Origin of the sequence: Thermaerobacillus caldiproteolyticus (assembly GCF_015326725.1) — a bacterium.
GTDB classification, from domain to species: Bacteria; Bacillota; Bacilli; order Bacillales; family Anoxybacillaceae; genus Thermaerobacillus; species Thermaerobacillus caldiproteolyticus.
Genome location: NZ_CP064060.1, coordinates 2,364,129 through 2,388,427, shown reverse-complemented (window position 1 = coordinate 2,388,427; position 24,299 = coordinate 2,364,129). Strand labels below are relative to the sequence as shown.

Here is a 24,299-nt window from a genome sequence, read left to right as displayed (position 1 = left end):
TAAAAATGAAAACGTTTTCTAAACAAAGGGGTGTTAGCATTGCTAAAAAAGCGTAAACTAGGGAGAAATATATCAGAAATCACGGTCGGGGAAAAGCTTGTAATTAACGCTAAAATTGAAGATAAAGATTTATTGCTTTATCTCGGATTGACAGATGATGCAAACCCTTTATACATTCAGCACGATTATGCTTCACAAACACCGCTGAAAAAGCCGATTGTTCCAGCCATTATGTTAACGGGAATGATCACATCTGCTATTTCGAAATATTTGCCGGGTCCGGGAAGTCATATCACGAAACAAGAGATCCATTTTTTAAAACCAGTTTATCATTACGAGCAATTGCAGTTTTTATTTGAAGTGAAGCATGTAAATGAAGAAAACCATTGCATTGATATTGACGTTCAAGCGTTGCGAGATGAAAAAGAAAAAGTATTGGAAGGCACGTTGTCAGTTTGTCCACCGTATGTGTTATCGGCGTGGGATAGTCGAGTACTAGAAAATTTTTAGAGTGAGAAACCACCTTATCATAAGGCGGTTTCTTTTCTTTTTATGTTTTATGGTATGATAAAGATAAACATCTATCCTACAATGATGGAGGAGTCTATGAGCAAAAAAGTGTTAGTTGTTGATGATGAACAATCGATTGTAACGCTTTTGCAGTACAACTTAGAGCAAGCCGGATTTGAGGTGATTACGGCGAATGACGGAGAAGAAGCGATGGAAAAAGCGCTTAGCGAGCAGCCGAATTTAATCATTCTCGATCTTATGTTACCAAAGCTAGATGGAGTTGAGGTATGTAAACAACTAAGACAGCAAAAAGTAATGATTCCCATTTTAATGCTGACGGCGAAGGATGATGAATTTGATAAAGTGCTTGGCTTAGAGCTGGGTGCCGATGATTATATGACAAAACCGTTTAGCCCTCGCGAAGTATTGGCTCGTATTAAGGCAATTTTGCGGCGCACACAGCTATCAAGTGAACGCGAAGAAAAAGAAGAAAGCGATAAAATTTCGATTGGTGATTTAGAAATCTTCCCTGATTATTATGAGGCTTACTTTCAGCGTAATCGCTTAGAGCTCACACCGAAAGAATTCGAGCTTCTCGTGTATTTAGCAAAAAATAAAGGTCGTGTTTTAACGAGAGATCAACTGTTAAGCGCAGTTTGGAACTATGATTTTGCTGGAGATACCCGCATTGTCGACGTTCATATTAGCCATTTGCGTGAGAAAATCGAGCACGATACGAAAAAGCCATTATACATTAAAACGGTAAGAGGACTAGGGTATAAGCTTGAGGAGCCGAAACGGAATGACTAGTTTCCGTTCCAGACTATTGTTTGCGCTTGTTTCGCTCATTGTCTCGGTATTGATTTGCCTCGGTTTATTGCTCGGCCAGCTGTTTAAAGATTTTTATTTAGAGGCGATGAATAAACGAGTCGAAAAAGAGGCAAAAATCATCGCTCTTTTACTTGAACATGAAACGATTGACATGATTCGCCCGCAATTAAAGGAGATGAGTGAAACGCTGTCGTCGCGCATTACCGTGTTAGATAATCGGGAGCGGACGTTATTGGATACGGGGCGTATTGCTCATATTAGCGATGATGACCATGAAAAAATTGTACGGGACATTTTGCATAGCAAAAAAACCAAAGAGCTTTCCATCATTGAAGAAAAGCATGATGTCTATTATTACATCGTTCCTTTTTCGAAAAATGGTCAAGAGGCAGGATACGTTATTTTAAGCTCCCCGGTGAATTCGCTGAAAAAGGTCAATCAACAAATTTGGGGAGTATTAATTAGCAGTTTAGGAACGGCTTTAATTGTCATTATTTTGTTAGGATTAAAAATTGCTGACCAATATATGAAGCCAATTGAAGCAGCAACGAAAGTCGCCTTCGAATTAGCGAGAGGAAACTACAAAGCGCGAGTATATGAAACGCGCAGCGACGAAACAGGGATGCTCAGCCATTCTATTAATATTTTGGCCCGCAATTTGCAAGAGATGAGCAAAGTGCAAGAAATGCAAACGGACCGTTTACATACGTTAATCGAAAACGTAGGAAGCGGTCTAATTCTCATCGACAGTCGCGGCTATATTAATTTGGTAAACCGCACGTATAAAGAAATTTTCCATATTCGCCCGGAAGAGTATTTATACCGATTGTATAATGAAGCCTTCGCTCATAAAGAAATCGTCAAGATTGTTGACGAAATTTTTATGAAAGAAGTGAAAGTACGAAAACAGCTTGTACTGACGGTTGATATTGAACGAAAACATTTTGAAGTATACGGTGCGCCGATCATTGGAACAAACGACGAATGGAAAGGAATTGTTCTCGTTTTTCATGACATTACGGAGCTGAAAAAACTTGAACAAATGCGCAAAGATTTTGTCGCAAACGTATCGCACGAGCTAAAAACGCCGATTACGTCGATTAAAGGATTCGCCGAAACACTACTGGACGGGGCAATGAAAGACGAGCGGGCACTTGAACACTTTTTATCCATTATCTTGAAAGAAAGCGAACGCCTCCAGAGTTTAATCCAAGATTTACTTGATTTATCAAAAATTGAACAGCAAGGGTTTCAATTGCAGATGGAAACGATCAATCTTTTCCAACTTCTTAAAGAAGTAATTATGATGTTTCATGGAAAAGCGGCGGAAAAAGACATTGATTTACAGCTCAATGTCTCACAACCGATATATATCAATGGAGATAGTAACCGCCTAAAGCAAGTGTTGATTAATTTAATTACAAATGCCCTTACGTACACACCTCAGGGGGGACGTGTAGAAGTAAGCGTTGAAGATCAAAATGAAGAAGTGCTCATTCACGTGAAAGATACAGGAATCGGTATTGATGAAAAGGAAATCCCCCGCATTTTTGAACGATTTTATCGCGTTGATAAAGCCAGAAGCCGAAATTCTGGCGGGACAGGATTGGGGCTGGCGATTGTAAAACACTTAGTTGAGGCACATCACGGCTATATTACGGTCAAAAGCCAAGTTGGAAAAGGAACGACATTTACAGTTCATTTTCCGAAAGAGCAATAGATTTACAAAACATTAACAACGGCTTTACTTCCGATTCATAAACATTTGTTACGATCAGTAGTGAAAACCCCTTCATCCAAGGAGCCAACCCTTGAGAGAGACGAGAACGAAAAAATGTTCTCGTCTTTTTTTATTTATCATGCTAATCATGTTACAATAGAGACAAGATGTTTTTAGGAGGGGACATGTTTGAAAAAGAAACTCGTACTAATCGACGGAAACAGCATTGCTTACCGCGCTTTTTTTGCGCTGCCGCTTTTACATAATGAAAAAGGAATCCATACGAACGCGATTTATGGCTTTACGATGATGTTAATGAAAATTTTAGAGGAAGAACAACCGACGCATATGCTGGTGGCGTTTGATGCAGGTAAAACGACGTTTCGTCACAAGACGTTCGAAGAGTATAAAGGGGGCCGGCAAAAAACACCGCCGGAATTATCGGAACAGCTCCCGCTATTGCGCGAGTTGCTGGATGCTTACCAAATCCGTTCGTATGAACTCGAGAACTACGAAGCAGACGATATTATCGGTACATTATGCACACAGGCGGAAAAAGAAGGATTTGAAGTAAAGGTCATTTCTGGGGACCGCGATTTAACGCAACTTGCTTCCGAACATGTTACCGTTGACATTACTCGAAAAGGAATTACCGATGTCGAGTCGTATACACCGTGTTTGATTGAAGAAAAATATGGGCTTACCCCAAAGCAAATTATTGATTTAAAAGGATTAATGGGCGATACATCAGACAACATTCCGGGGGTGCCGGGCGTTGGAGAAAAAACGGCGCTAAAGCTTTTAAAAGAATTCGGGACAGTGGAACATCTTCTTGAATCACTTGAACAAGTGAGTGGGAAAAAGTTAAAAGAAAATCTTGCAGAACATCGCGACCTCGCGCTAATGAGCAAGGAATTAGCCACGATTTTGCGCGATGCCCCGCTTGAGATCACGATTGAAGATACGGAATATCACGGGTACAATCTCGACAAAGTGATTGCCTTATTTAAAGAGCTGGGGTTTAACTCGTTACTAGGAAAAATCGCTCAACAAGAGGACGTTGAAGACACAACGGAACTATCGTCTATTGACTATATTATCGTCAAGGATGTGACCGACTCTATCTTAACAAATGAAGCGGCACTTATTGTTGAAGTACTTGAAACCAATTATCATAAAGCTCCGATTCTCGGATTTGCCATTGCCAATGAGAGGGGAAACTTTTTTATACCGACTGATGTTGCGTTATCATCTTCTCTCTTCAAACATTGGTTGGAAGATGAGACAAAGAAAAAAAGCGTCTTTGACGCCAAAAGAGCGATTGTCGCTTTAAAATGGCAAGGAGTTCATCTACAGGGAATTGATTTTGATTTATTAATCGCTTCTTATATTTTGAACCCGTCGCAGTCAACGGAAGATATTGCATCCATTGCGAAAACAAAACAATATACGGACGTACAAACGGATGAAGCGGTATACGGAAAAGGAGCCAAACAAAAAGTACCGGATGAAACGGTTCTTGCTGAACATCTTGTCCGGAAAGCAGCTGCCATTCGCGCTTTAAAAAACGAATTCATTCAAGACTTACAAAAAAATGAGCAATACTCCCTTTTTACTGAATTAGAATTGCCGTTAACGCTCATTCTAGCGGAAATGGAATTTACCGGCGTCAAAATCGATGTCAAACGATTACAGGAAATGGGAGAGGAGTTAAGCGAGCAGCTGAAAACCATTGAACAGGAAATCTATGAACTTGCTGGACAAGAATTTAATATTAACTCCCCAAAACAATTAGGAGTTATTTTGTTTGAAAAATTGCAGTTGCCGGTTATCAAAAAGACCAAAACAGGCTATTCAACATCGGCGGATGTACTAGAAAAGCTCGCTTCTTATCACGAAATCGTTGAGAAAATTTTACACTACCGTCAATTAGGAAAAATTCAATCTACGTATATCGAAGGATTGCTGAAAGTCGTTCATGCTGACACGAATAAAGTGCATACGATTTTCAATCAGGCGTTAACACAAACAGGAAGATTAAGCTCGACCGAACCGAACCTACAAAACATCCCGATTCGCTTAGAAGAGGGAAGAAAAATCCGTCAAGCGTTTGTGCCGTCCGAGCCGGATTGGGTCATTTTCGCTGCTGACTATTCGCAAATTGAATTGCGCGTTCTTGCCCACATTGCCAATGATGAAAATTTAATCGAAGCATTCCGTCATGATTTAGATATTCATACGAAAACGGCGATGGATATTTTTCATGTAAAAGAAGAAGAAGTAACGCCGCAAATGCGCCGCCAAGCAAAAGCGGTTAATTTCGGCATTGTATACGGAATTAGTGATTACGGTTTGTCACAAAACTTAAATATTTCCCGAAAAGAAGCGGCGCAATTTATTGAACGGTATTTTGCTAGCTTTCCAGGCGTCAAACAATATATGGAAGATATTGTGCAGCAGGCAAAACAAAAAGGATATGTGACAACATTATTACACCGTCGTCGCTATCTTCCTGACATTACGAGCCGCAACTTTAATTTGCGCAGCTTTGCGGAGCGAACGGCGATGAATACGCCGATTCAAGGGAGTGCAGCCGACATTATCAAAAAAGCGATGATCGATTTAGCGAACCGATTGGAAAAGGAACAGCTGCAGGCGCGCATTTTGCTGCAAGTTCACGATGAATTGATTTTAGAAGCTCCGAAAGCGGAAGTGGAACGATTGAAGCAAATTGTCCCTGAAGTGATGGAACATGCGATCGAATTAAATGTACCGCTCAAAGTCGATTATCATTTCGGACCAACATGGTATGACGCAAAGTAAAGGGAGTGATGATAGTGCCAGAATTACCAGAAGTCGAAACGATCAGACGAACGCTCATTCCATTAACCGTCGGAAAAACGATTCAAGACGTAAAAGTATTTTGGCCGAACATCATTAAACATCCTAGCAATGTAACACAGTTTATTGAGATATTAAAAGGGCAGACGATTCAACAAATTGGACGGCGCGGAAAGTTCCTGAAATTCTTTTTTGATGAACATGTTCTTGTATCCCATTTGCGCATGGAAGGGCGTTACCTCCTGCAAACAACGGAGGTACCGCTCGATCCGCATACGCATGTTATTTTCCAGTTTACCGATGGAACGGAATTGCGTTATCGCGATGTGCGGAAGTTTGGCACCATGCACGTATTCAAAAAAGGGGAAGAAGAGCAACAATCTCCGTTGTTGAATCTTGGACCTGAACCGTTTTCTCAATCATTCACTCCGGGTGTTCTTGCCGACAAACTCCAAAAAACAAATCGAAAAATCAAAACTGTGCTTCTTGATCAAGCAGTTGTCGTGGGGCTTGGCAATATTTACGTTGATGAGGCATTGTTTCGCGCGCGCATTCATCCGGAACGTCCCGCTTCTTCCTTAACGACGGAGGAAATCGAGCGCCTGCATCATGAAATCGTTGCTACGCTGCAAGAGGCGGTCGAAAAAGGCGGCAGCACTGTACGATCGTACGTGAATACACAAGGAGAAACCGGGATGTTTCAACTGCAATTATTTGTATACGGACGTAAAGGGGAGCCATGCCAACAATGCGGGCATCCGATTCAAAAAATTGTCGTCAGCGGCCGCGGCACGCATTATTGCGAGCGGTGTCAGCAATAAGGTGAATGCATAGGGATAGGTATAAAATCTATAAAAATACTTAAATATCTCCTGTATCAAATTCAAGTGAAGGAGGTGTGGATCTGGTTACTAAAATCGTTGTCATGTACTGGCTGATGGAAGGAAAGGTGCATTAGCCGTCGCTAACAGCGCACCACGGGTCGTCATTCACAGCAGGTGAATGACCAAGAGATTCCCTTCCAGATGGAATACAGTGAGAATCCGGGCGGCAAGCAGTTTTGCTGGTTCGATCGCGATAAGTAGATTTTAGTAATCAGGAGAATGTCATTAACGATTGGTTTAACAGGTGGTATTGCGAGCGGCAAAAGCACGATTACACGGATGATGCGGGAACTGGGGATCCCTGTGATCGACGCTGACCAAGTGGCCCGCGAAGTCGTTGAAATTGGTAAAGAAGCGTATAAGAACATTATTGAGGTGTTTGGCCGGGAGATTTTACAGGAAAACGGAGAGATCAATCGTGCGAAGCTCGGAGCGATCGTTTTTCATGATGAAGAAAAACGAAAAAAGCTGAACGCGATTGTTCATCCGGCTGTTCGTCAACATATGCTCGCCAAAAAGGAGGAGTATATCCACCGTGGCGAGAAGACGATAGTCCTTGATATCCCGCTTTTATTTGAAAGCGGACTCACCCATTTTGTCGATAAAATTATCGTCGTGTATGTCGATGAACATATTCAGCTTGAGCGCCTCATGAAGCGTAACGGCTTTTCTCAGGACGAGGCGCTCGCAAGAATACAGGCGCAAATGCCGTTACACGAAAAAGTGAAAAAAGCTGATGCGGTAATTGATAATAATGGAACGATTGAAGAAACAAAACAACAGTTGCTACAAATTTTAACAAAGTGGGACGTCCTATAAAATTAGGACGTCTTTTTTATTATTTTTATGTTATTTTACCTCCACAAATCCTTAAAATATGTTATACTATTTATACAAAATGCTGTTTATTAGTATAACATATATATGAGGGGAGAAAGCTAATGAAAGCAAAAATAGCGATTAATGGGTTTGGACGAATCGGGAGAATGGTGTTTCGAAATGCCATCGACGCAAAAAACTTAGATATCGTTGCCATTAATGCAAGTTACCCAGCTGAAACGTTGGCTCATTTAATAAAATATGATTCCAATCACGGAAAATTTTCGGGGGAAGTCATTACGCTAGAAGATGGACTTCTTGTAAATGGAAAAAAAGTAAAGTTGTTAAGCTCGCGCGATCCGAAAGAGCTTCCATGGAGAGAACTCGGTATTGATATTGTTATCGAAGCGACAGGAAAATTTAACTCGAGAGAAAAAGCGAACTTTCACTTAGAAGCGGGGGCCAAGCGCGTGATTTTAACCGCTCCTGGAAAAAACGAAGATGTGACGATTGTGATGGGCGTCAATGAACATATGCTTGATGTTGAACAGCATTTCATTATTTCCAACGCCTCTTGTACAACGAACTGCCTCGCTCCGGTAGTAAAAGTGCTTGATGAAGCATTTGGAATCGAAAACGGGCTCATGACAACCGTTCATGCGTATACAAACGATCAGAAAAATATCGATAACCCGCATAAAGATTTGCGTCGTGCCCGCTCTTGCGCCCAATCGATTATTCCAACAACAACAGGTGCAGCGAAAGCGTTATCGTTAGTATTGCCGCATTTAAAAGGAAAATTGCACGGCATGGCGCTTCGCGTTCCAACGCCAAATGTGTCGTTAGTTGATCTAGTTGTCGACGTTAAGAAAGAGGTAACGGTGGAGGAAGTGAATGAAGCGTTCATTCGTGCCGCTAATGGATCGCTAAAAGGAATCCTTGATTTTACAACGGAACCGCTTGTCTCGATCGATTTTAATACGAACCCGCATTCAGCAATTATTGATGGATTATCAACGATGGTCATGGAAGGACGAAAAATTAAAGTATTAGCTTGGTATGATAATGAATGGGGCTATTCATGCCGCGTAGTTGATTTAACGAGCTTAGTGGCAAGCAAAATGATGGAAATGGTACAAGTTAATGCTTGAGAAACAACGCAGCGCTGATGGTGATCATCGGCGCTTTTTCTGTTTCTGAAGCGTTTTTATGATGGAGTAAAAGAAAGAAAAAATAACAAACAACATCCCTTTAACAAAAAATTAAAAAATTGTATTGCAAAAAAAAAATAAACAAAGTATACTATGTCTCGTGAACTTCTTAAACGCAACGGTAATGTGACTACTTAAAGGGTTAGGACCTCTTTGGACTAACTTTCCCCCGTGGTAGTTATACATGCCATTATGCAAAAGAAATTCATGTTTATTTTTTGAAAATTTGTTAAAGGGGGATTATTAGTATGGATACAATGGGTCGTCACGTTATCTCTGAATTATGGGGATGCGATTTTGATAAGTTGAACGATATTGAATTCATTGAAAAAACATTCGTTGATGCAGCATTAAAATCAGGTGCAGAAATTCGTGAAGTAGCATTCCACAAGTTTGCGCCGCAAGGAGTAAGCGGTGTCGTCATCATTTCCGAATCTCACTTAACGATTCACAGTTTCCCAGAACATGGGTATGCAAGCATTGATGTTTACACATGTGGTCATTTAGATCCGACAATTGCAGCTGATTATATCGCTGAAGCATTAGGAGCACAAACGCGTGAAACAATTGAACTTCCACGCGGTATGGGTCCAATCGAAATCAAAAAAGCAAAAGCTTTATAAATCATAATGGAAACAAAAAGAGGTGTCGATGTTGCACCTCTTTTTTTCGCATTGTACATATATACGGGAGCAGTGGTATGATAAAAGTAGTATGGTAACAAGGGGCGGCAAGGAAAATGAGCGTTTGGAACAAGTTAAAATATGTGTTAACGAATCATTGTGAAACGCGGGAAAACCATGAAGACGAGCAGTTGCGCAGCCGGTATTATAAAACAACAAATGCAAGCGCCATAAAGACCATTAAAGAACTTATCGAGTCTTCGCCAGATTATGAATTGTTATCCGTCTCAGATGAACGTGGAGAATTAAGCGCGACCACTCGTCGTGGAAAAAAGGCGTTCATTGTCATTACTGTCATTTCTGTTCGTCCATTTGAAACAGCGATCGATTTTTCTGTGACAACGGAAACGAAATTATTGCCATTTGATTTTGGTTGGAGCCGTCGGGTCGTTGTCGATCTATATCGAAAACTCGATCAACGTCTCCATTATATCGGTTCAGGAATCAACGGATGAGGAAACGACTTGTCCACTGTCGGCTGTTTCGCTATGATAAAAGTAAGAATAAAAACGGAGCTGGTTATATGAAATGTCCATCATGCCACCATCATGGCACAAGAGTCCTTGATTCGCGCCCGGTCGATGAAGGACGTTCGATTCGTCGTAGACGGGAATGCGAACAATGTCACTATCGCTTTACGACGTTTGAAAAAGTCGAAGAGATGCCGCTCATCGTTGTCAAAAAAGAAGGAACACGAGAAGAATTTAGTCGTGAAAAAATATTGCGCGGCTTAATTAAAGCATGTGAAAAACGTCCGGTTGCTTTAGAACAGCTGGAACAAATCACTCAAGACATCGAAAAAGAATTGCGAAACCGGGGAGTGGCAGAAGTAAAGAGCGAAACAATCGGCGAAATGGTCATGGAGCGGTTATCGAAAGTGGACGAGGTCGCTTATGTCCGGTTTGCTTCCGTCTATCGCCAGTTTAAAGATTTAAATGTGTTTATTGAAGAGCTGAAAGAACTCATTAAAAAGGAACAGCGCTAACAAGGGCTTACATAATACAGACAAGCCCTTTTTTAGTCTATTGAGGAAGGTCGAGAGCATGGAACATCATTGGAAGGAGTTAATTCCGGTTGACCGTTACACTGTGCGAAGCAACGGAATTTTGCACGATTTTGATCGAAAAGTCATCACGTTATTATATCAACCGTTAATTGGACATCGGGCGTTTAGTTTATACATGACATTATGGAGCGAATTAGAACAGCAGCTTTGGGGAGAAGAAACGACTCACCATAGTCTTATGGCGATTATGCAATGCAGCTTGAAGGATATTTACGATGAACGTCTCAAGCTGGAAGGAATTGGACTATTAAAAACATATGTCAATCATGAACAAGACCCAAAACAGTTCATTTACGAACTGCAACCACCGCTGACACCGGAGCAGTTTTTCACCGATGGCGTTCTGAACGTTTTCCTCTATAATCGTATTGGTAAAACTAAATTTCATAAATTAAAGCAATTTTTTTCTACCCCATCTATCGACCGAACGAAATTTTCTCCCGTTACTCGATCATTTAACGACATCTTTTATTCCGTTCATCCTGAGCAAATGGTCGCGGTCATGAACGATGAGACAAAAAACGATTTACGTGTATCGGATGGATACGAATATATCGGACGAAGCGAAGAGCATTACACGCTCGATGATGAGATCTTTGATTTTGAGTTATTTTTTGCGGGACTGTCGACTCATATCGTTCCCAAACGAGCGATTACGACCAAGGTGAGGGAAGCGATTAAAAAGTTAGCGTTTTTGTACGGAATTGGGCCACTCGATATGCAAAAGCTCGTCATGAACGTCATTGATCCTTCTTGGCATATTGATATTGATGCTTTGCGAAAAGCCGCACGCGACTGGTATCAGTTTGAGCGCGGAGAATCGTTGCCCAGCTTAAGCGCACGCGTTCAGCCATTGCCATATCGGACGATGACCGATGTAGAGCCCAAAACGAAAGAAGAGCAGCTCATCAAACAGCTAGAAACCATTTCCCCACGTCAGCTGTTGATTGACATTTCCGGCGGTGCGGAGCCTTCTATGAGCGACTTACAACTCATTGAAGACATTATGTTCCAACAAAAATTGCTTCCCGGTGTCGTCAACGTCCTGATTTATTACGTCATGTTGCGCACAGATATGAAACTATCGAAAGCTTATGTAGAAAAAATTGCGAGCCATTGGGCGCGAAAAAAAATTCGCACCGTCAAAGAAGCGATGGAGTTGGCCAAACGGGAGGCGAAGAAATATCAAAGCTGGGCGAACGAAAAAGAGAAAAAAACGAGCAAAAAAGTCGTTCGCAAAGAAATGTTGCCTGATTGGCTGAACATGGATTATAGTCAAAACGGAAGCGAGACAACAGAAGAACAAGCCGTCGATGTAGAAGAAAAACGCCGCGAATTAGAAGAACGATTAAAAAAATATCGCAATGAGTAGTGGGATGTGGAATAATGGAACGAATGAATCAAATATTGAATCGCCTGCTTCACCGTAAAGATTTTCAACAACGATATGAGCAACTAAAAAACGAAATTCTCTCTCATCGAGAGGTACGGGCGTTTTTGCATGAGCATGAAGGCGAAGTAACAAAAGAAATGATTGATCGAAGCTTAATGAAGCTATACGAATTTATCCAACAAAGTAAAAACTGTGAGCAGTGCCCAAGTTTGGAACAATGTAAAAATCTATTAAAAGGCTACCACCCTCATCTTGTGTTACAAGGAAATTCGATTGACGTTCAGTACGACCGTTGCCCAACGAAAGTCAAATACGACGAGCGAAAACGGCAAGAATCACTCATTCAAAGCCTATTTGTTCCGCGCGAAATTTTACAGGCATCGCTATCAGACATTGACCTTGCTGATGAAGGACGAATGAAAGCAATCGAGCTGGCCGAACAATTTGTTTCCCATTACGAGCCGGGGAAAAAGGTGAAAGGACTGTATTTATACGGCTCATTTGGCGTAGGCAAAACATACATTCTCGGAGCGATTGCCAACGCTCTTGCGAAAAAAAACATCTCTTCTCTCATCGTATACGTACCGGAATTTTTCCGTGAGCTAAAAAGTTCGCTACAAGATCAAACGATTCAAGAAAAGCTGGAATATGTCAAAAAAGTCCCCATTTTAATGTTAGATGATATTGGAGCTGAGTCGATGTCCAGTTGGGTGCGCGACGATCTGTTAGGTCCAATTTTACAATACCGTATGCTAGAAAACTTGCCGACCTTTTTTACATCGAATTTTGACTTGCAACAGCTTGCCCATCATTTAACATATTCCCAGCGCGGGGAAGAAGAGCAAATGAAGGCAGCACGCATTATGGAACGCATTCGCTACTTAGCCCAGCCAGTTGAAATTAAAGGGAGAAATCGTCGCCTTGACTAGGATATTTCATGTACAGTGAAATATCCTTTTTCTTGTGCCTTAGCCTTTTGCTTTTTCTGATTCTAAATGAGTTTGTCCTCCCATATATATAGAACAAGCATTCACTCATAAGGGGGGACAACGTTGATTGAAATTTATTTCGAACAAGCGAACGATGCTGAAAAACTATTTCATGTCTTGAAACAGAAACAGCAACATGAAAAAAATAGGCTCTTTCAATTAGCGTACACCGGTGATTCGCGCGTGACGATTTACATACAGCAGAACCTTCGCGAGAGCATTTCTCGCTTTCTCATTCCGTCAATTACTCAATTTATTCTTCGCTTTATCGAGGATCGGCTCTTATTATCGATTATTTCAGGCACGTTTTATTTCAAAGATGAAGAGGAGCAACAACAAATTTTGCAGCTTGCTCATTCGTTTATTGACGGGGAACGTTACGATTATCGGTATGACCACGAACGTGTCATCCCGCGTGAAACGTTAATTGAAGAAGCGCTGTTGTTATTTTTAAAAGATGACCTTTCCTTTTCGTTTGAGTCGTTTGTCAAATTTCGCTTAAAACTGTATATCGAACGGCTCCAGCATTATGTCGAACTTGCGATTGACGAATATAAGCTAGAACAAGAATATCAAAACTTTGTTCAAATGCTGCGCGATTGCGTACAATCGCGCCAGTCAAAGCTATCAGCGATTCATCTTGTGCATCAACCGCCAGGTTTTGTTTTTTATGATGAAAAATTCCAAAAAATTACATTAAGCCAGTTAAAACAGCTGATTGATCGAAATCTTATCATCAGTCAGCCGATGTATGTTGATTCTTCCGTGTTGGCTCCGCTCGTCTCCATCGCGCCGCAAAACATTTATTTATACACGACGCATGAAGATGATGGAATGGTGCAAACGATTCAAAATGTATTTCAAGAGCGCATTCAATTATGTCACCCCGTTGAGTTTGGCAAAAATGGACAAGGAATGACTTGATTTTTGTTTTTTCTCGTTCTATAATTACGTACATAAGTTGTGAAAGATGGAAATAATGAAAAAAGTGATGATGAGGACACGGGTGTATTTTTACGGTTCCCAGAGAGGGAAGGCAGCGGCTGGAACCTTCCTAACACGAAAAATGCACTTACCACCTCTAAACTTCAGCAGTGAACGATGGGCTTTCATCTAGTAATTGCTGACGGGAAGCGCCGTTATGCCATTCGAGCCATCGCTTTAGGCAAAAAGTGCCTTTTTCTGTCTGCGGTGGGAAGAAGGGTGGAACCACGAAACAAACTCGTCCCTTAGTTGAGGGATGAGTTTTTTTATTTAATAATTAAAAAATGGATAACATTTAAATCGCTACCTAGCACCAGCGCCCAAGTCTTCGGGGGCAAGCCAGTCCTCTCAGGGCGACAAGCCGTCTAGCGGATGAAGAACATTTGCCCATTGCGGAAGCTGGGATGGTGACATTTTGCCGTTTGTCCACAAGACGTGGGCAGTTTTTAGGCGAAATTGGGGCGCTTGCGCTTTTCTTATCAATGAAGGAGGAGTGAAGGGTATGTCAGACGTGATTCGCATTACATTTCCTGATGGTGCCGTAAAGGAGTTTCCAAAAGGAACGACGACAGAAGACATCGCGGCATCGATTAGTCCTGGTTTAAAGAAAAAAGCGATTGCCGGAAAATTAAATGACCGATTTATTGATTTGCGCATACCGATCTATGAAGACGGTACGATTTCGATCATTACGCAAGATATGCCAGAGGCGCTTGAGATTTTACGCCATAGTACTGCTCACCTTATGGCACAAGCGATTAAACGGCTGTACAAAAATGTGAAGCTTGGTGTTGGACCAGTCATTGAAAACGGCTTTTACTATGACATTGATATGGAAGAGTCGCTGACGCCAGAAGATCTTCCAAAAATTGAAAAAGAAATGCGAAAAATTGCTAAAGAAAACTTGGAAATCGTTCGGAAAGAAGTAAGCCGTGAAGAAGCGATTCGCCTCTATCAAGAAATCGGCGATAACTTAAAGCTTGAGCTTATTAACGATATTCCAGAAGGAGAAATTATTTCGATTTATGAGCAAGGAGAATTTTTCGATCTTTGCCGCGGTGTTCACGTTCCATCAACGGGAAAAATTAAAGAATTTAAGCTGTTAAACATTTCCGGTGCTTACTGGCGCGGCGACAGCAAAAATAAAATGCTGCAGCGCATTTACGGAACAGCGTTCTTCAAAAAAGAGGATCTTGAAGAACATCTTCGTCTTTTACAAGAAGCAAAGGAACGCGACCATCGCAAGTTAGGCAAAGAACTTGAGTTGTTTACAACATCACAAAAAGTCGGACAAGGCCTACCGCTTTGGTTACCGAAAGGTGCGACGATTCGCCGTATTATTGAACGATACATTGTCGATAAAGAAATCGAATTAGGCTACCAGCATGTATATACTCCGGTGCTTGGCAGCGTCGATCTATATAAAACATCCGGTCACTGGGACCATTATAAAGACGGCATGTTCCCGCCGATGGAAATGGACAATGAGCAACTTGTACTACGTCCGATGAACTGTCCGCACCACATGATGATTTATAAAAATAAAATTCATAGCTATCGGGAATTGCCGATTCGCATTGCCGAACTCGGAACGATGCATCGATATGAAATGTCGGGAGCACTTACAGGACTTCAGCGTGTCCGCGGTATGACGCTTAATGACGCTCATATTTTCGTGCGTCCTGACCAAATTAAAGACGAATTTAAGCGCGTCGTCAACTTAATCCTTGAAGTTTACAAAGACTTCGGCTTGGATGATTATTCGTTCCGTCTTTCTTACCGCGATCCACATGATAAAGAAAAATATTATGATGATGATGCGATGTGGGAAAAAGCGCAAAGCATGTTAAGAGAGGCGATGGACGAACTTGGACTGGAGTACTATGAAGCGGAAGGAGAAGCGGCGTTCTACGGCCCGAAATTAGACGTGCAAGTACGCACAGCGCTTGGCAAAGATGAAACACTATCAACGGTTCAACTCGACTTCTTATTGCCGGAGCGTTTTGATTTAACTTATATTGGCGAAGACGGCAAACCGCATCGTCCAGTTGTCATCCACCGCGGTGTTGTTTCAACAATGGAACGCTTCGTCGCCTTTTTAATCGAGGAGTACAAAGGGGCATTCCCAACTTGGCTTGCTCCGGTACAAGTGGAAGTCATTCCGGTTTCGCCGGCAGCCCATCTCGATTACGCTTACGAAGTCAAACAGAAGCTTCAATCCCAAGGATTCCGTGTCGAAGTGGATGAGCGGGATGAGAAAATCGGCTACAAAATTCGTGAGGCACAAATTCAAAAAATCCCTTATATGCTTGTGGTTGGAGATAACGAAATGAGAGAAAACGCCGTAAACGTCCGTAAATACGGGGAGCAAAAGAGCGACACAATGGCGCTGGATGCCTTTATCGATGCGCTCAAAGCCGAAGTGCGTCGATAACTTTGAAGCCCGCGGGGAAGTATTCCGCGGCTTTTTTTTTCAAAATTTTTATTGCAAAATTTGATACAATTGATTATAATTAAAGGCGTTGTTTATAAACAAGGAATAATCCTTGACATATTGTTTTCGTTGTGATAAAGTATCTAAGGTGAATAGAATACTTGTTTGTGACAAAAGCAGAAGCACCCGCTTCTCACCTGATTGACGCTACTAGCTGTTAACAGGTTGTTACGGTTTGCGCATGTATTTGATCGTAATCAGTGTGGGTGTCATATGCACTCACACTTTTTTATTAGAAAAAACTGTAACAGAGGGGTGCAATAAGCAAACAAGTGATTCGTGAATAAACCTTGGAGGTGGCTAGTTATTAGCAAAGATTTTATCATTAACGAAAACATTCGTGCACGCGAAGTCCGCTTAATTGATCCAAACGGTGAACAACTAGGAATCAAATCGAAACAAGAGGCGCTCGAAATTGCCGCAAGAATGAATCTGGATTTAGTGATGGTGGCTCCGAACGCGAAACCGCCGGTATGCCGCATTATGGATTACGGTAAGTTCCGCTTCGAGCAACAAAAGAAGGAAAAAGAAGCGCGCAAAAAGCAAAAAGTTATTAATGTGAAAGAAGTGCGCTTGAGTCCAACGATTGAGGAGCACGACTTTAACACGAAGCTCCGCAATGCGCGCAAGTTCCTTGAAAAAGGCGATAAAGTAAAAGCGACGATTCGTTTTAAAGGACGGGCGATTACGCATAAAGAAATCGGTCAACGTGTATTAGATCGCTTTTCTGAAGCGTGTGCTGATATTAGCATCGTTGAGTCTGCACCGAAAATGGACGGTCGCAGCATGTTTTTAGTACTAGCACCGAAAAACGATAAATAATCGAACGAGGAGGAACACCCTATGCCAAAAATGAAAACTCATCGAGGCTCTGCTAAGCGTTTCAAAAAAACTGGTACTGGTAAGCTAAAACGTTCTCATGCGTTTACTAGCCACTTATTCGCAAACAAAACGCAAAAACAAAAACGTAAACTTCGCAAAGCGACATTAGTATCTTCTGGTGATTTCAAACGCATTCGTCAAATGCTTGATAACTTAAAATAATTTCAGAAACGAAACATAAATCGTAGGAGGGAATACACATGCCACGTGTAAAAGGTGGAACAGTAACGCGCAGACGTCGCAAAAAAATTCTTAAACTTGCAAAAGGCTATTTCGGTTCTAAACATCGTTTATATAGAGTTGCAAACCAACAAGTAATGAAATCTTTGATGTACGCGTACCGCGACCGTCGTCAAAGAAAACGCGACTTCCGCAAACTTTGGATTACGCGTATTAACGCAGCAGCTCGTATGCATGGTCTTTCTTACAGCCGCTTTATGCATGGTTTAAAATTAGCGGGTGTGGAAGTAAACCGTAAAATGTTGGCGGACTTAGCGGTGAACGATGCAGCTGCATTCGCACAACTAGCAGACCTTGCAAAAGCGAACTTAAATAAATAATAAATAATAAATAAACGAATGATAAAAGCGGAGGCGACCTGTTTAAGTGTGAGGGTAATGCTTTTTGCCCGCAGAGGTGCTTGTCATCTCAAGGGAGAAAGTGATTTGCCCTCAAGCTGCTAGTCGCTGAAGCTAGACAGATGGCCATTCTCGGTTGTGGGGATGGTCATTTTTTGTAAGGTAGGGAAGATCATGACTTTATACATGTTTTTTATCAATATTCTCGGATGTTTTATCATGGCCATTGACAAGCAAAAAGCGAGAAAAAGAAAATGGCGCATCGCCGAAAGCACGATTTGGTGCGTTTCGCTCATTGGCGGTGCGATTGGGACAACGATTGGCATGCATCTGTTTCATCATAAAACGAAACATCGCTTGTTTCGCTATGGATTGCCTCTACTTGCTTTTCTTGATGTTATTGTCTATTTTATTTTCTATCAGTAATGGGGGAGAGAAACATGGACTTGCAAAAACTTTACTCACTGCAACGACAATTAGATAAGCGCATTGAGACACAACATGGGTTGCAAGAGGAAAACTTAGTCGAGAAAAAGATATTGGCCCTTCTTGTGGAAATTGGTGAACTTGCCAATGAAACGAGATGCTTTAAGTTCTGGAGTGTCAAACCTGCGGCTCCTATGGAAAAAGTGCTCGAGGAATATGTGGATGGGCTGCATTTTATTTTGTCGCTTGGAATCGAATGTAATTTTATTCATACTGTGGAAGAAGATGAAGACGAACGCTATTCACTTGTGGAACAGTTTTTGCGCGTTTTTCAAGCGGCAAATGAATTTAATAAGGCGAAATCACTAGAGTCCTATAAACGTTTATTCACAACGTATTTACAGCTTGGGACGCAATTAGGATTTACATCTGAACAAATCGAGCAAGCATACATTCACAAAAATGAAGTCAATCATGAGCGGCAAAATCAGAATTATTAACAAATTTTGTACATTTTTGCGCGTTTTGGATATAATGAATGTGGAAAACGAATGAAAGGGGTTTAATGATGGCGAGACTAGATGAAACATTAACGATGTTAAAAGACCTCACTGACGCAAAAGGTGTGCCGGGCAATGAACGCGAAGTGCGCGAGGTAATGAAAAAATACATAACGCCTTATGCTGATGAAGTGACGACAGACGGTCTTGGCAGTTTAGTGGCGAAGAAGAAAGGAAAAGCAGATGGACCGAAAATTATGGTTGCTGGCCATTTAGACGAAGTCGGTTTTATGGTCACACAAATTGATGAAAAAGGATTTATCCGCTTTCAACCGTTAGGCGGTTGGTGGGGACAAGTGATGCTCGCCCAACGTGTTACAATCATGACGAGAAAAGGCGACATTACGGGGGTCATTGGCTCTAAGCCACCGCATATTTTACCGCCGGAAGCGCGCAAAAAACCGGTTGAAATCAAGGATATGTTTATCGATATTGGCGCTTCAAGTCGTGATGAAGCAATGGAATGGGGTGTGCGCCCGGGGGATTCGATCGTTCCGTATTTCGAATTTACCGTCATGAATAACGAAAAAATGCTCCTCGCCAAAGCATGGGATAACCGCATTGGTTGCGCAATTGCAATCGATGTATTAAAACAATTAAAAGATGTCGAGCATCCGAACGTTGTATACGGTGTCGGTACAGTACAAGAAGAAGTCGGTTTACGCGGTGCGAAAACATCGGCAAACTTCATCCAGCCGGATATTGCGTTTGCTGTCGATGTCGGTGTTGCCGGGGACATGCCTGGAGTTTCTGAGAAGGAAGCAATGGGCAAGCTCGGAGCTGGTCCTCACATCGTGTTATACGATGCGACGCTTGTGTCACATCGAGGATTGCGCGAATTTGTCATTGAGGTAGCAGAAGAACTAAATATTCCATACCATTTTGACACGATGCCGGGTGGTGGTACAGACGCCGGGGCGATTCATATGACTGCAAGCGGCGTTCCATCGTTAACGATCGCAATTCCAACGCGCTACATCCACTCACATGCAGCCATACTTCACCGCGAAGATTATGAAAATACGGTGAAACTTCTTGTTGAAGTGATTAAACGTTTGGATGAGAAAAAAGTGAAGGAAATTACATTTGATGAGTAAAGAAAAAGCCGGTAATAGATGCCGGCTTTTTCTTTTTGTCATTATTAATTTTTGCTATAATCAACACAAAGAATGAATATTCTAAATTTTTTTGTGTAGATTATTTTAATCTGAGGGGAGAAGAGGACAGGTGGTTTCTTACAATGTGTGGAATGCTGATGTATATGATGAAAAATTATCTTTTGTATCCGATTTAGGAAAAGACCTTATTGAGCTGCTCAATCCAAAAAAAGGGGAGAAAATTCTTGATTTAGGCTGCGGTACAGGAGATCTTGCTTATGAAATTTCAAAGTCAGGTGCCACTGTTATCGGAATGGACTTATCCTCGGAAATGATTGAAAAAGCTCGGATAAAATATAAAAACATTCAATTTGTGATTGACAATGGTGAATCATTTCGCACAAATGAAGAGTATGATGCTGTATTCTCCAATGCCGCTTTGCACTGGATGAAACAAGCAGCAAAAGCAGTGGAATCGATAGCGTTGGCATTACGTGTAGGCGGAAGATTTGTCGCTGAGTTTGGAGGAAAAGGAAACGTAGAGACGGTTGTTCAGGCGATAGCAGATGTTTTATTTCAAAATTATGGGATTGATGCAACAGAAAGAAATCCTTGGTATTTTCCAAGTATAGGGGAGTATAGCAGTTTGCTTGAAAAACATGGATTTCGTGTTCTCTATGCTAGTCATTTCGACCGTCCCACTCCCCTACCTGATCAAGATAAGGGGTTAAATTACTGGCTGGACAGTTTTGCTGGTGATTTTTTTACCGGAATGGATTCATCTGAAAAGATTTTACTTTACGAAGATCTTAAAGATAGGTTAAGACCATATTTATGTAAAGAAGGAACGTGGATCGCTGATTATAAGCGTATTCGAGTAATGGCTATAAAGGAAAGATGATAGGATTGTCGCTATTAGGAAACGAATGACGCAGAGGCGTTATGGAGTAAGAAGGTAAAATCAAAATTATTAAAAAAAAGCTGTTGGAGAGTAAAAGAAATGGCAAAAAGGCGTTTGTGACTTTGATGTTTGTTTTATTAGTCGGATGTTCGCAAAAACTCATTGCTTTCACTGGCGGGGGAATTGATACGAAGGAGTAAAGGAAACACAAACTGGTAATCGGGAAGAGCAACAGATTGTATTGATATTGATTCTGTCAGTACATTGAACTAAACTATAAAATCGCGAGTGCTGATGGCAGGACAGAAAAAAGGTCAGAGATTAACCGAAGATGATATACTCGAAACCTCTGGTAGAGCTTCGATAGGTGGATCGCTTTTGCAGCAGAATGCTCAATTGCAAGCGGTGATTGAATGGAATAGCAGGAAGAAAACATCTATTCTCACGGCTGAGAAACATATTGACATTAAAAGAGAGGTCCATGAATATAAAAAACGTGAAAAGAAAGCACCATATAGCTCTTTGCTTTGTCAGGAGTGTTTGCCTTGTCTTGATAATTCCTTAGAATTCAATCATCCTGCCATTTTACTTAATCATTACTTCAATTGTTTGATGATGCTGTGTTTAGTAAAAAAGCGGGAAAGAAGGGACCTATAGCATCAAATCACCCTTTTTTCTTCATCAAAACAAAAAGCCACCGCATTTTGCGGCGGCTATTTCTTCACGGCTTGCTCTAGTGTGGCAAGCATCATCTCTTTTTGCTGTTCAGTCGAATGATTCCAAATTGCTTCAAAGAAAACGCCGAGACCTGGCAAATATTTTTCCTCTCCTTGTTGGATCGCGTCGACAATCGTATCTTCTAATTGTTCTTTTGTGTTGTTGGCTACATTTTGCATAATTGCATGGCGCAAATTTAAGTCCATCTGATTCACCTCGCTAATTATGTATTACACGTTTATTTTTTGCTCGATTTTCGTTTATTATGTATACAGACACGTAAAAAGCAAAGGAGAATTCGATTTGAAACGAATTGAATCAACAAAAAATCCACAAGTTAAACAGTGGAAAAAGCTATTAACAAAGAAAGAACGGGAAAAAACCGGCTTGTTTATCATTGAAGGGTTTCATTTAGTCGAGGAAGCGTTAAAAAGCGGTATTCACATGGTGGAAATCATTTTAGAGGAGAAAAAAGAAATTCCGCTAAATTGGGATGTGGATAACCTCCCGATTACGATAGTAACAGAGGAAATTATGAAGACAATTAGCGATACAGAAACGCCACAAGGAATCGCTGCTGTGTGCAAACAATTTACATATGAACAAATCGATTGGGGAAAGGCGAATGTGTTATTGATCGATGCGGTGCAAGACCCTGGAAATGTCGGGACAATGATTCGTACTGCCGATGCGGCAGGGATAGATGCCGTTATTCTCGGAGAAGGTTGTGTTGACTTGTACAATCCGAAAGTCATTCGCGCCACACAAGGCTCGCTGTTCCACCTTCCGATTATTCGCGGAAACCTTCGTGAGTGGATACATACATTAAAAGAGCAGCAAGTCCGTATTTACGGTACAGCGTTAGAAAACGGAGAAGATTATAAACAAGTGAAGCCGAACGAGCCGTTTGCCCTTCTTGTCGGAAATGAAGGCAGCGGTGTCAACAAAGAACTGCTTCAGATGACTACGAAAAATTTATATATCCCGATTTACGGTAAATCCGAGTCATTGAATGTTGCCGTTGCCACGGGAATTTTGCTTTATTATTTGCGCGGATAGCCTAAAAAACGACCGGTATGGATGAAATGAAGCCTGATTATTGAACATTTCGACGTACAAAACACGCATATGAAACAATGAAGATAGACACTGTTCAATTGTAAGAATACATGAAACAAGTAAAAGAAGATGTTGCAGTGTTAAAGTGGGACGTTGCCAGCCTCAAAGAAGGACAATCTCGCCAAGATAAAATACTAGAGCGGCTTTTGGTTCGTTTAATCGAACAGCTGATATGGTGGAAGTGCGGCGATGAGATAAGACTATTTGCACAGATAGAGGTTGCAACGCTCCTTTTGTTTGCCTATAATATAAAAATAGCGAAATAAGGAAAACAACGATGATAGAGAAGAGTAGCTTGCCACTCGCCATCCAGGGAGAAAACGCCGTAGACTGGGAGCGTTTTTATGGTAGAAGCAAGTGAATTCACCTCTGGAGTTGACACTTGGACCATTCTACAGCAGTAGAATGTAAAGGTGTTCCGGCAACGTCCGTTATCCCAATGAAGTGAACAGTGCTTTTTTGCGCTGTTAAGAAGGGTGGTACCGCGATTTCACTCGTCCCTTGTTTGAGGGGCGAGTTTTTTATTTGAAAAAAGGAGGAGTAGCACATGAAAGAACGATTACAACAACTTCAACAAGAAGCGCTTGAGAAAATCATAGCAGCAAGCGATTTAAAAGCGCTTAATGACGTTCGAGTCGCTTATCTTGGCAAAAAAGGGCCGATTACGGAAGTGCTTCGTGGCATGGGAAAATTATCTCCGGAAGAGCGTCCGATTATGGGAGCGCTAGTGAATGAAGTGCGCGAAGCAATCCAATCTGCATTAGAAGAAAAACAAGCGAAATTAGAACAAGAAGAAGTTGAGAAAAAATTAGCTTCCGAGGCGATTGACGTAACACTTCCAGGACGTCCTGTGAAACTGGGGAATCATCACCCGCTTACACGGGTCATTGAAGAAATCGAAGACTTATTTATCGGCATGGGCTATACGATTGCCGAGGGACCGGAAGTCGAGAAAGACTATTACAATTTTGAAGCGTTGAACTTGCCAAAAGGCCATCCGGCGCGCGATATGCAAGATTCGTTCTATATTACCGAAGAAATTTTGCTTCGTACCCATACGTCACCAGTGCAAGCGCGCACGATGGAAAAGCATCAAGGACGCGGTCCAGTCAAAATTATTTGTCCGGGAAAAGTGTATCGCCGCGACAACGACGATGCGACGCACTCTCATCAATTTACACAAATTGAGGGGCTTGTTGTCGATGAAAACATTCGCATGAGCGATTTAAAAGGAACGCTTCGCGAGTTTGCCCGCAAAATGTTCGGGGAAGACCGTGACATTCGCTTCCGTCCAAGCTTTTTCCCATTCACTGAGCCATCTGTAGAGGTAGACGTTTCTTGTTTCAATTGTGGCGGGCATGGCTGTAATGTATGTAAAGGAACAGGCTGGATTGAAATTTTAGGTGCGGGTATGGTTCATCCTAACGTTCTTGAAATGGCAGGCTTTGACTCGAAAAAATACACGGGCTTTGCGTTTGGAATGGGACCGGAGCGCATCGCCATGTTGAAATACGGCATTGACGACATTCGCCATTTCTATCAAAATGATATCCGTTTCTTGCAACAATTTCATCGTGTGTAAAAGGGAGGGTTA

At 41.6% G+C, this 24,299-nt stretch carries 26 protein-coding genes and 2 other annotated features; of the genes, 25 read left to right on the top strand and 1 reads right to left on the bottom strand.

The features are described from left to right. Positions 1-39: 39 nt before the first annotated feature. The 22 genes from ISX45_RS11950 (at position 40) to ISX45_RS11845 (ending at position 21,526) form a co-directional block, all read left to right on the top strand. Entirely contained in the window at positions 40-510 is a 471-nt protein-coding gene (locus tag ISX45_RS11950; protein WP_181554688.1) for a MaoC/PaaZ C-terminal domain-containing protein, read from the top strand. A gap of 96 nt (positions 511-606) precedes the next feature. Next, a complete protein-coding gene (locus ISX45_RS11945; protein ID WP_181554687.1) occupies positions 607-1,320 on the top strand; it encodes a response regulator transcription factor in 714 nt (237 codons plus the stop codon). Continuing rightward, positions 1,313-3,061: a two-component system histidine kinase PnpS gene (gene pnpS / locus ISX45_RS11940; RefSeq protein WP_194519064.1), complete on the top strand. Its 1,749-nt coding sequence runs from the start codon at positions 1,313-1,315 to the stop codon at positions 3,059-3,061. Before ISX45_RS11945 ends, pnpS begins: the two co-directional genes overlap by 8 nt. Positions 3,062-3,250: 189 nt before the next feature. Beyond that, positions 3,251-5,884 (top strand): DNA polymerase I, encoded by a 2,634-nt coding sequence (polA, locus tag ISX45_RS11935; RefSeq protein ID WP_194519063.1) that lies wholly within the window; start codon positions 3,251-3,253, stop codon positions 5,882-5,884. A gap of 14 nt (positions 5,885-5,898) precedes the next feature. Further along, complete coding sequence (gene mutM / locus ISX45_RS11930; protein ID WP_194519062.1) at positions 5,899-6,723, top strand: DNA-formamidopyrimidine glycosylase; 825 nt, start codon at positions 5,899-5,901, stop codon at positions 6,721-6,723. Positions 6,724-7,005: 282 nt separating this feature from the next. After that, the gene (gene coaE, locus ISX45_RS11925) at positions 7,006-7,605 is read left to right on the top strand and encodes a dephospho-CoA kinase (RefSeq protein ID WP_181554683.1); all 600 of its coding nucleotides are present in this window, start codon (positions 7,006-7,008) and stop codon (positions 7,603-7,605) included. Between the two features lie 122 nt (positions 7,606-7,727). Beyond that, positions 7,728-8,756 (top strand): glyceraldehyde-3-phosphate dehydrogenase, encoded by a 1,029-nt coding sequence (locus ISX45_RS11920; protein ID WP_194519061.1) that lies wholly within the window; start codon positions 7,728-7,730, stop codon positions 8,754-8,756. A 308-nt stretch (positions 8,757-9,064) separates the two neighbouring features. Then, entirely contained in the window at positions 9,065-9,439 is a 375-nt protein-coding gene (gene speD / locus ISX45_RS11915; RefSeq protein WP_181554681.1) for an adenosylmethionine decarboxylase, read from the top strand. Positions 9,440-9,555: 116 nt separating this feature from the next. Further along, positions 9,556-9,954, top strand: a complete 399-nt coding sequence (locus ISX45_RS11910) for a cytosolic protein (protein WP_194519060.1) — start codon at positions 9,556-9,558, stop codon at positions 9,952-9,954. A gap of 68 nt (positions 9,955-10,022) precedes the next feature. Further along, positions 10,023-10,484 (top strand): transcriptional regulator NrdR, encoded by a 462-nt coding sequence (gene nrdR / locus ISX45_RS11905; RefSeq protein ID WP_181554679.1) that lies wholly within the window; start codon positions 10,023-10,025, stop codon positions 10,482-10,484. A 58-nt stretch (positions 10,485-10,542) separates the two neighbouring features. Next, a complete protein-coding gene (locus tag ISX45_RS11900) occupies positions 10,543-11,937 on the top strand; it encodes a replication initiation and membrane attachment family protein (RefSeq protein ID WP_181554678.1) in 1,395 nt (464 codons plus the stop codon). 14 nt (positions 11,938-11,951) lie between these two features. Next, positions 11,952-12,887 carry a primosomal protein DnaI gene (dnaI, locus tag ISX45_RS11895; RefSeq protein ID WP_181554677.1) on the top strand — a complete coding sequence of 312 codons (936 nt, stop codon included), beginning with the start codon at positions 11,952-11,954 and terminating at the stop codon, positions 12,885-12,887. A gap of 123 nt (positions 12,888-13,010) precedes the next feature. After that, positions 13,011-13,871, top strand: a complete 861-nt coding sequence (ytxC, locus tag ISX45_RS11890; RefSeq protein WP_194519059.1) for a putative sporulation protein YtxC — start codon at positions 13,011-13,013, stop codon at positions 13,869-13,871. Between the two features lie 562 nt (positions 13,872-14,433). After that, a complete protein-coding gene (gene thrS / locus ISX45_RS11885) occupies positions 14,434-16,365 on the top strand; it encodes a threonine--tRNA ligase (protein WP_194519058.1) in 1,932 nt (643 codons plus the stop codon). A gap of 168 nt (positions 16,366-16,533) precedes the next feature. After that, positions 16,534-16,662 (top strand) — a sequence feature (ribosomal protein L20 leader region). Positions 16,663-16,704: 42 nt separating this feature from the next. Further along, positions 16,705-17,247, top strand: coding sequence for a translation initiation factor IF-3 (gene infC, locus ISX45_RS11880; protein ID WP_181554674.1), 543 nt, complete (start codon positions 16,705-16,707; stop codon positions 17,245-17,247). 21 nt (positions 17,248-17,268) lie between these two features. After that, on the top strand, positions 17,269-17,469 hold the full coding sequence (gene rpmI / locus ISX45_RS11875) for a 50S ribosomal protein L35 (protein WP_181554673.1): 201 nt from the start codon (positions 17,269-17,271) through the stop codon (positions 17,467-17,469). Positions 17,470-17,507: 38 nt separating this feature from the next. Beyond that, positions 17,508-17,867: a 50S ribosomal protein L20 gene (gene rplT, locus ISX45_RS11870; protein WP_181554672.1), complete on the top strand. Its 360-nt coding sequence runs from the start codon at positions 17,508-17,510 to the stop codon at positions 17,865-17,867. Between the two features lie 162 nt (positions 17,868-18,029). Beyond that, positions 18,030-18,311: a DUF1294 domain-containing protein gene (locus ISX45_RS11865; protein WP_323744637.1), complete on the top strand. Its 282-nt coding sequence runs from the start codon at positions 18,030-18,032 to the stop codon at positions 18,309-18,311. Between the two features lie 14 nt (positions 18,312-18,325). Then, on the top strand, positions 18,326-18,811 hold the full coding sequence (locus tag ISX45_RS11860) for a dUTP diphosphatase (RefSeq protein ID WP_181554670.1): 486 nt from the start codon (positions 18,326-18,328) through the stop codon (positions 18,809-18,811). A gap of 68 nt (positions 18,812-18,879) precedes the next feature. Continuing rightward, positions 18,880-19,968, top strand: coding sequence for a M42 family metallopeptidase (locus ISX45_RS11855; RefSeq protein ID WP_194520694.1), 1,089 nt, complete (start codon positions 18,880-18,882; stop codon positions 19,966-19,968). 130 nt (positions 19,969-20,098) lie between these two features. Then, positions 20,099-20,869 (top strand): class I SAM-dependent methyltransferase, encoded by a 771-nt coding sequence (locus ISX45_RS11850; protein ID WP_194519057.1) that lies wholly within the window; start codon positions 20,099-20,101, stop codon positions 20,867-20,869. A 294-nt stretch (positions 20,870-21,163) separates the two neighbouring features. Beyond that, the gene (locus ISX45_RS11845) at positions 21,164-21,526 is read left to right on the top strand and encodes a hypothetical protein (protein WP_194519056.1); all 363 of its coding nucleotides are present in this window, start codon (positions 21,164-21,166) and stop codon (positions 21,524-21,526) included. A gap of 56 nt (positions 21,527-21,582) precedes the next feature. On the opposite strand, the gene sspI is transcribed toward ISX45_RS11845, so the two are convergent. Then, positions 21,583-21,792: a small acid-soluble spore protein SspI gene (gene sspI / locus ISX45_RS11840; RefSeq protein WP_181554666.1), complete on the bottom strand. Its 210-nt coding sequence runs from the start codon at positions 21,790-21,792 to the stop codon at positions 21,583-21,585. A 97-nt stretch (positions 21,793-21,889) separates the two neighbouring features. Here sspI and ISX45_RS11835 point away from each other — a divergent pair, with 97 nt between their 5' ends. From ISX45_RS11835 to pheS, 3 genes are all read left to right on the top strand, one after another. Then, positions 21,890-22,645: a TrmH family RNA methyltransferase gene (locus ISX45_RS11835; RefSeq protein WP_194519055.1), complete on the top strand. Its 756-nt coding sequence runs from the start codon at positions 21,890-21,892 to the stop codon at positions 22,643-22,645. A gap of 110 nt (positions 22,646-22,755) precedes the next feature. After that, positions 22,756-22,971: a hypothetical protein gene (locus ISX45_RS11830; RefSeq protein ID WP_181554664.1), complete on the top strand. Its 216-nt coding sequence runs from the start codon at positions 22,756-22,758 to the stop codon at positions 22,969-22,971. Between the two features lie 2 nt (positions 22,972-22,973). Next, positions 22,974-23,210 (top strand) — a binding site (T-box leader). A gap of 42 nt (positions 23,211-23,252) precedes the next feature. Beyond that, complete coding sequence (gene pheS, locus ISX45_RS11825; protein WP_181554663.1) at positions 23,253-24,287, top strand: phenylalanine--tRNA ligase subunit alpha; 1,035 nt, start codon at positions 23,253-23,255, stop codon at positions 24,285-24,287. The last annotated feature ends 12 nt before the right edge of the window (positions 24,288-24,299 follow it).

Coding starts and splice junctions, on each gene's coding strand:
- ISX45_RS11945 (WP_181554687.1), top strand. CDS start 607: ATGAGCAAAAAAGTGTTAGTTGTTGATGATGAACAATCGATTGTAACG.
- pnpS (WP_194519064.1), top strand. CDS start 1,313: ATGACTAGTTTCCGTTCCAGACTATTGTTTGCGCTTGTTTCGCTCATT.
- coaE (WP_181554683.1), top strand. CDS start 7,006: ATGTCATTAACGATTGGTTTAACAGGTGGTATTGCGAGCGGCAAAAGC.
- ISX45_RS11920 (WP_194519061.1), top strand. CDS start 7,728: ATGAAAGCAAAAATAGCGATTAATGGGTTTGGACGAATCGGGAGAATG.
- speD (WP_181554681.1), top strand. CDS start 9,065: ATGGATACAATGGGTCGTCACGTTATCTCTGAATTATGGGGATGCGAT.
- ISX45_RS11910 (WP_194519060.1), top strand. CDS start 9,556: ATGAGCGTTTGGAACAAGTTAAAATATGTGTTAACGAATCATTGTGAA.
- nrdR (WP_181554679.1), top strand. CDS start 10,023: ATGAAATGTCCATCATGCCACCATCATGGCACAAGAGTCCTTGATTCG.
- ISX45_RS11900 (WP_181554678.1), top strand. CDS start 10,543: ATGGAACATCATTGGAAGGAGTTAATTCCGGTTGACCGTTACACTGTG.
- dnaI (WP_181554677.1), top strand. CDS start 11,952: ATGGAACGAATGAATCAAATATTGAATCGCCTGCTTCACCGTAAAGAT.
- thrS (WP_194519058.1), top strand. CDS start 14,434: ATGTCAGACGTGATTCGCATTACATTTCCTGATGGTGCCGTAAAGGAG.
- rpmI (WP_181554673.1), top strand. CDS start 17,269: ATGCCAAAAATGAAAACTCATCGAGGCTCTGCTAAGCGTTTCAAAAAA.
- rplT (WP_181554672.1), top strand. CDS start 17,508: ATGCCACGTGTAAAAGGTGGAACAGTAACGCGCAGACGTCGCAAAAAA.
- ISX45_RS11865 (WP_323744637.1), top strand. CDS start 18,030: ATGGTCATTTTTTGTAAGGTAGGGAAGATCATGACTTTATACATGTTT.
- ISX45_RS11860 (WP_181554670.1), top strand. CDS start 18,326: ATGGACTTGCAAAAACTTTACTCACTGCAACGACAATTAGATAAGCGC.
- ISX45_RS11855 (WP_194520694.1), top strand. CDS start 18,880: ATGGCGAGACTAGATGAAACATTAACGATGTTAAAAGACCTCACTGAC.
- ISX45_RS11845 (WP_194519056.1), top strand. CDS start 21,164: ATGGCAGGACAGAAAAAAGGTCAGAGATTAACCGAAGATGATATACTC.
- sspI (WP_181554666.1), bottom strand. CDS start 21,792: ATGGACTTAAATTTGCGCCATGCAATTATGCAAAATGTAGCCAACAAC.
- ISX45_RS11830 (WP_181554664.1), top strand. CDS start 22,756: ATGAAACAAGTAAAAGAAGATGTTGCAGTGTTAAAGTGGGACGTTGCC.
- pheS (WP_181554663.1), top strand. CDS start 23,253: ATGAAAGAACGATTACAACAACTTCAACAAGAAGCGCTTGAGAAAATC.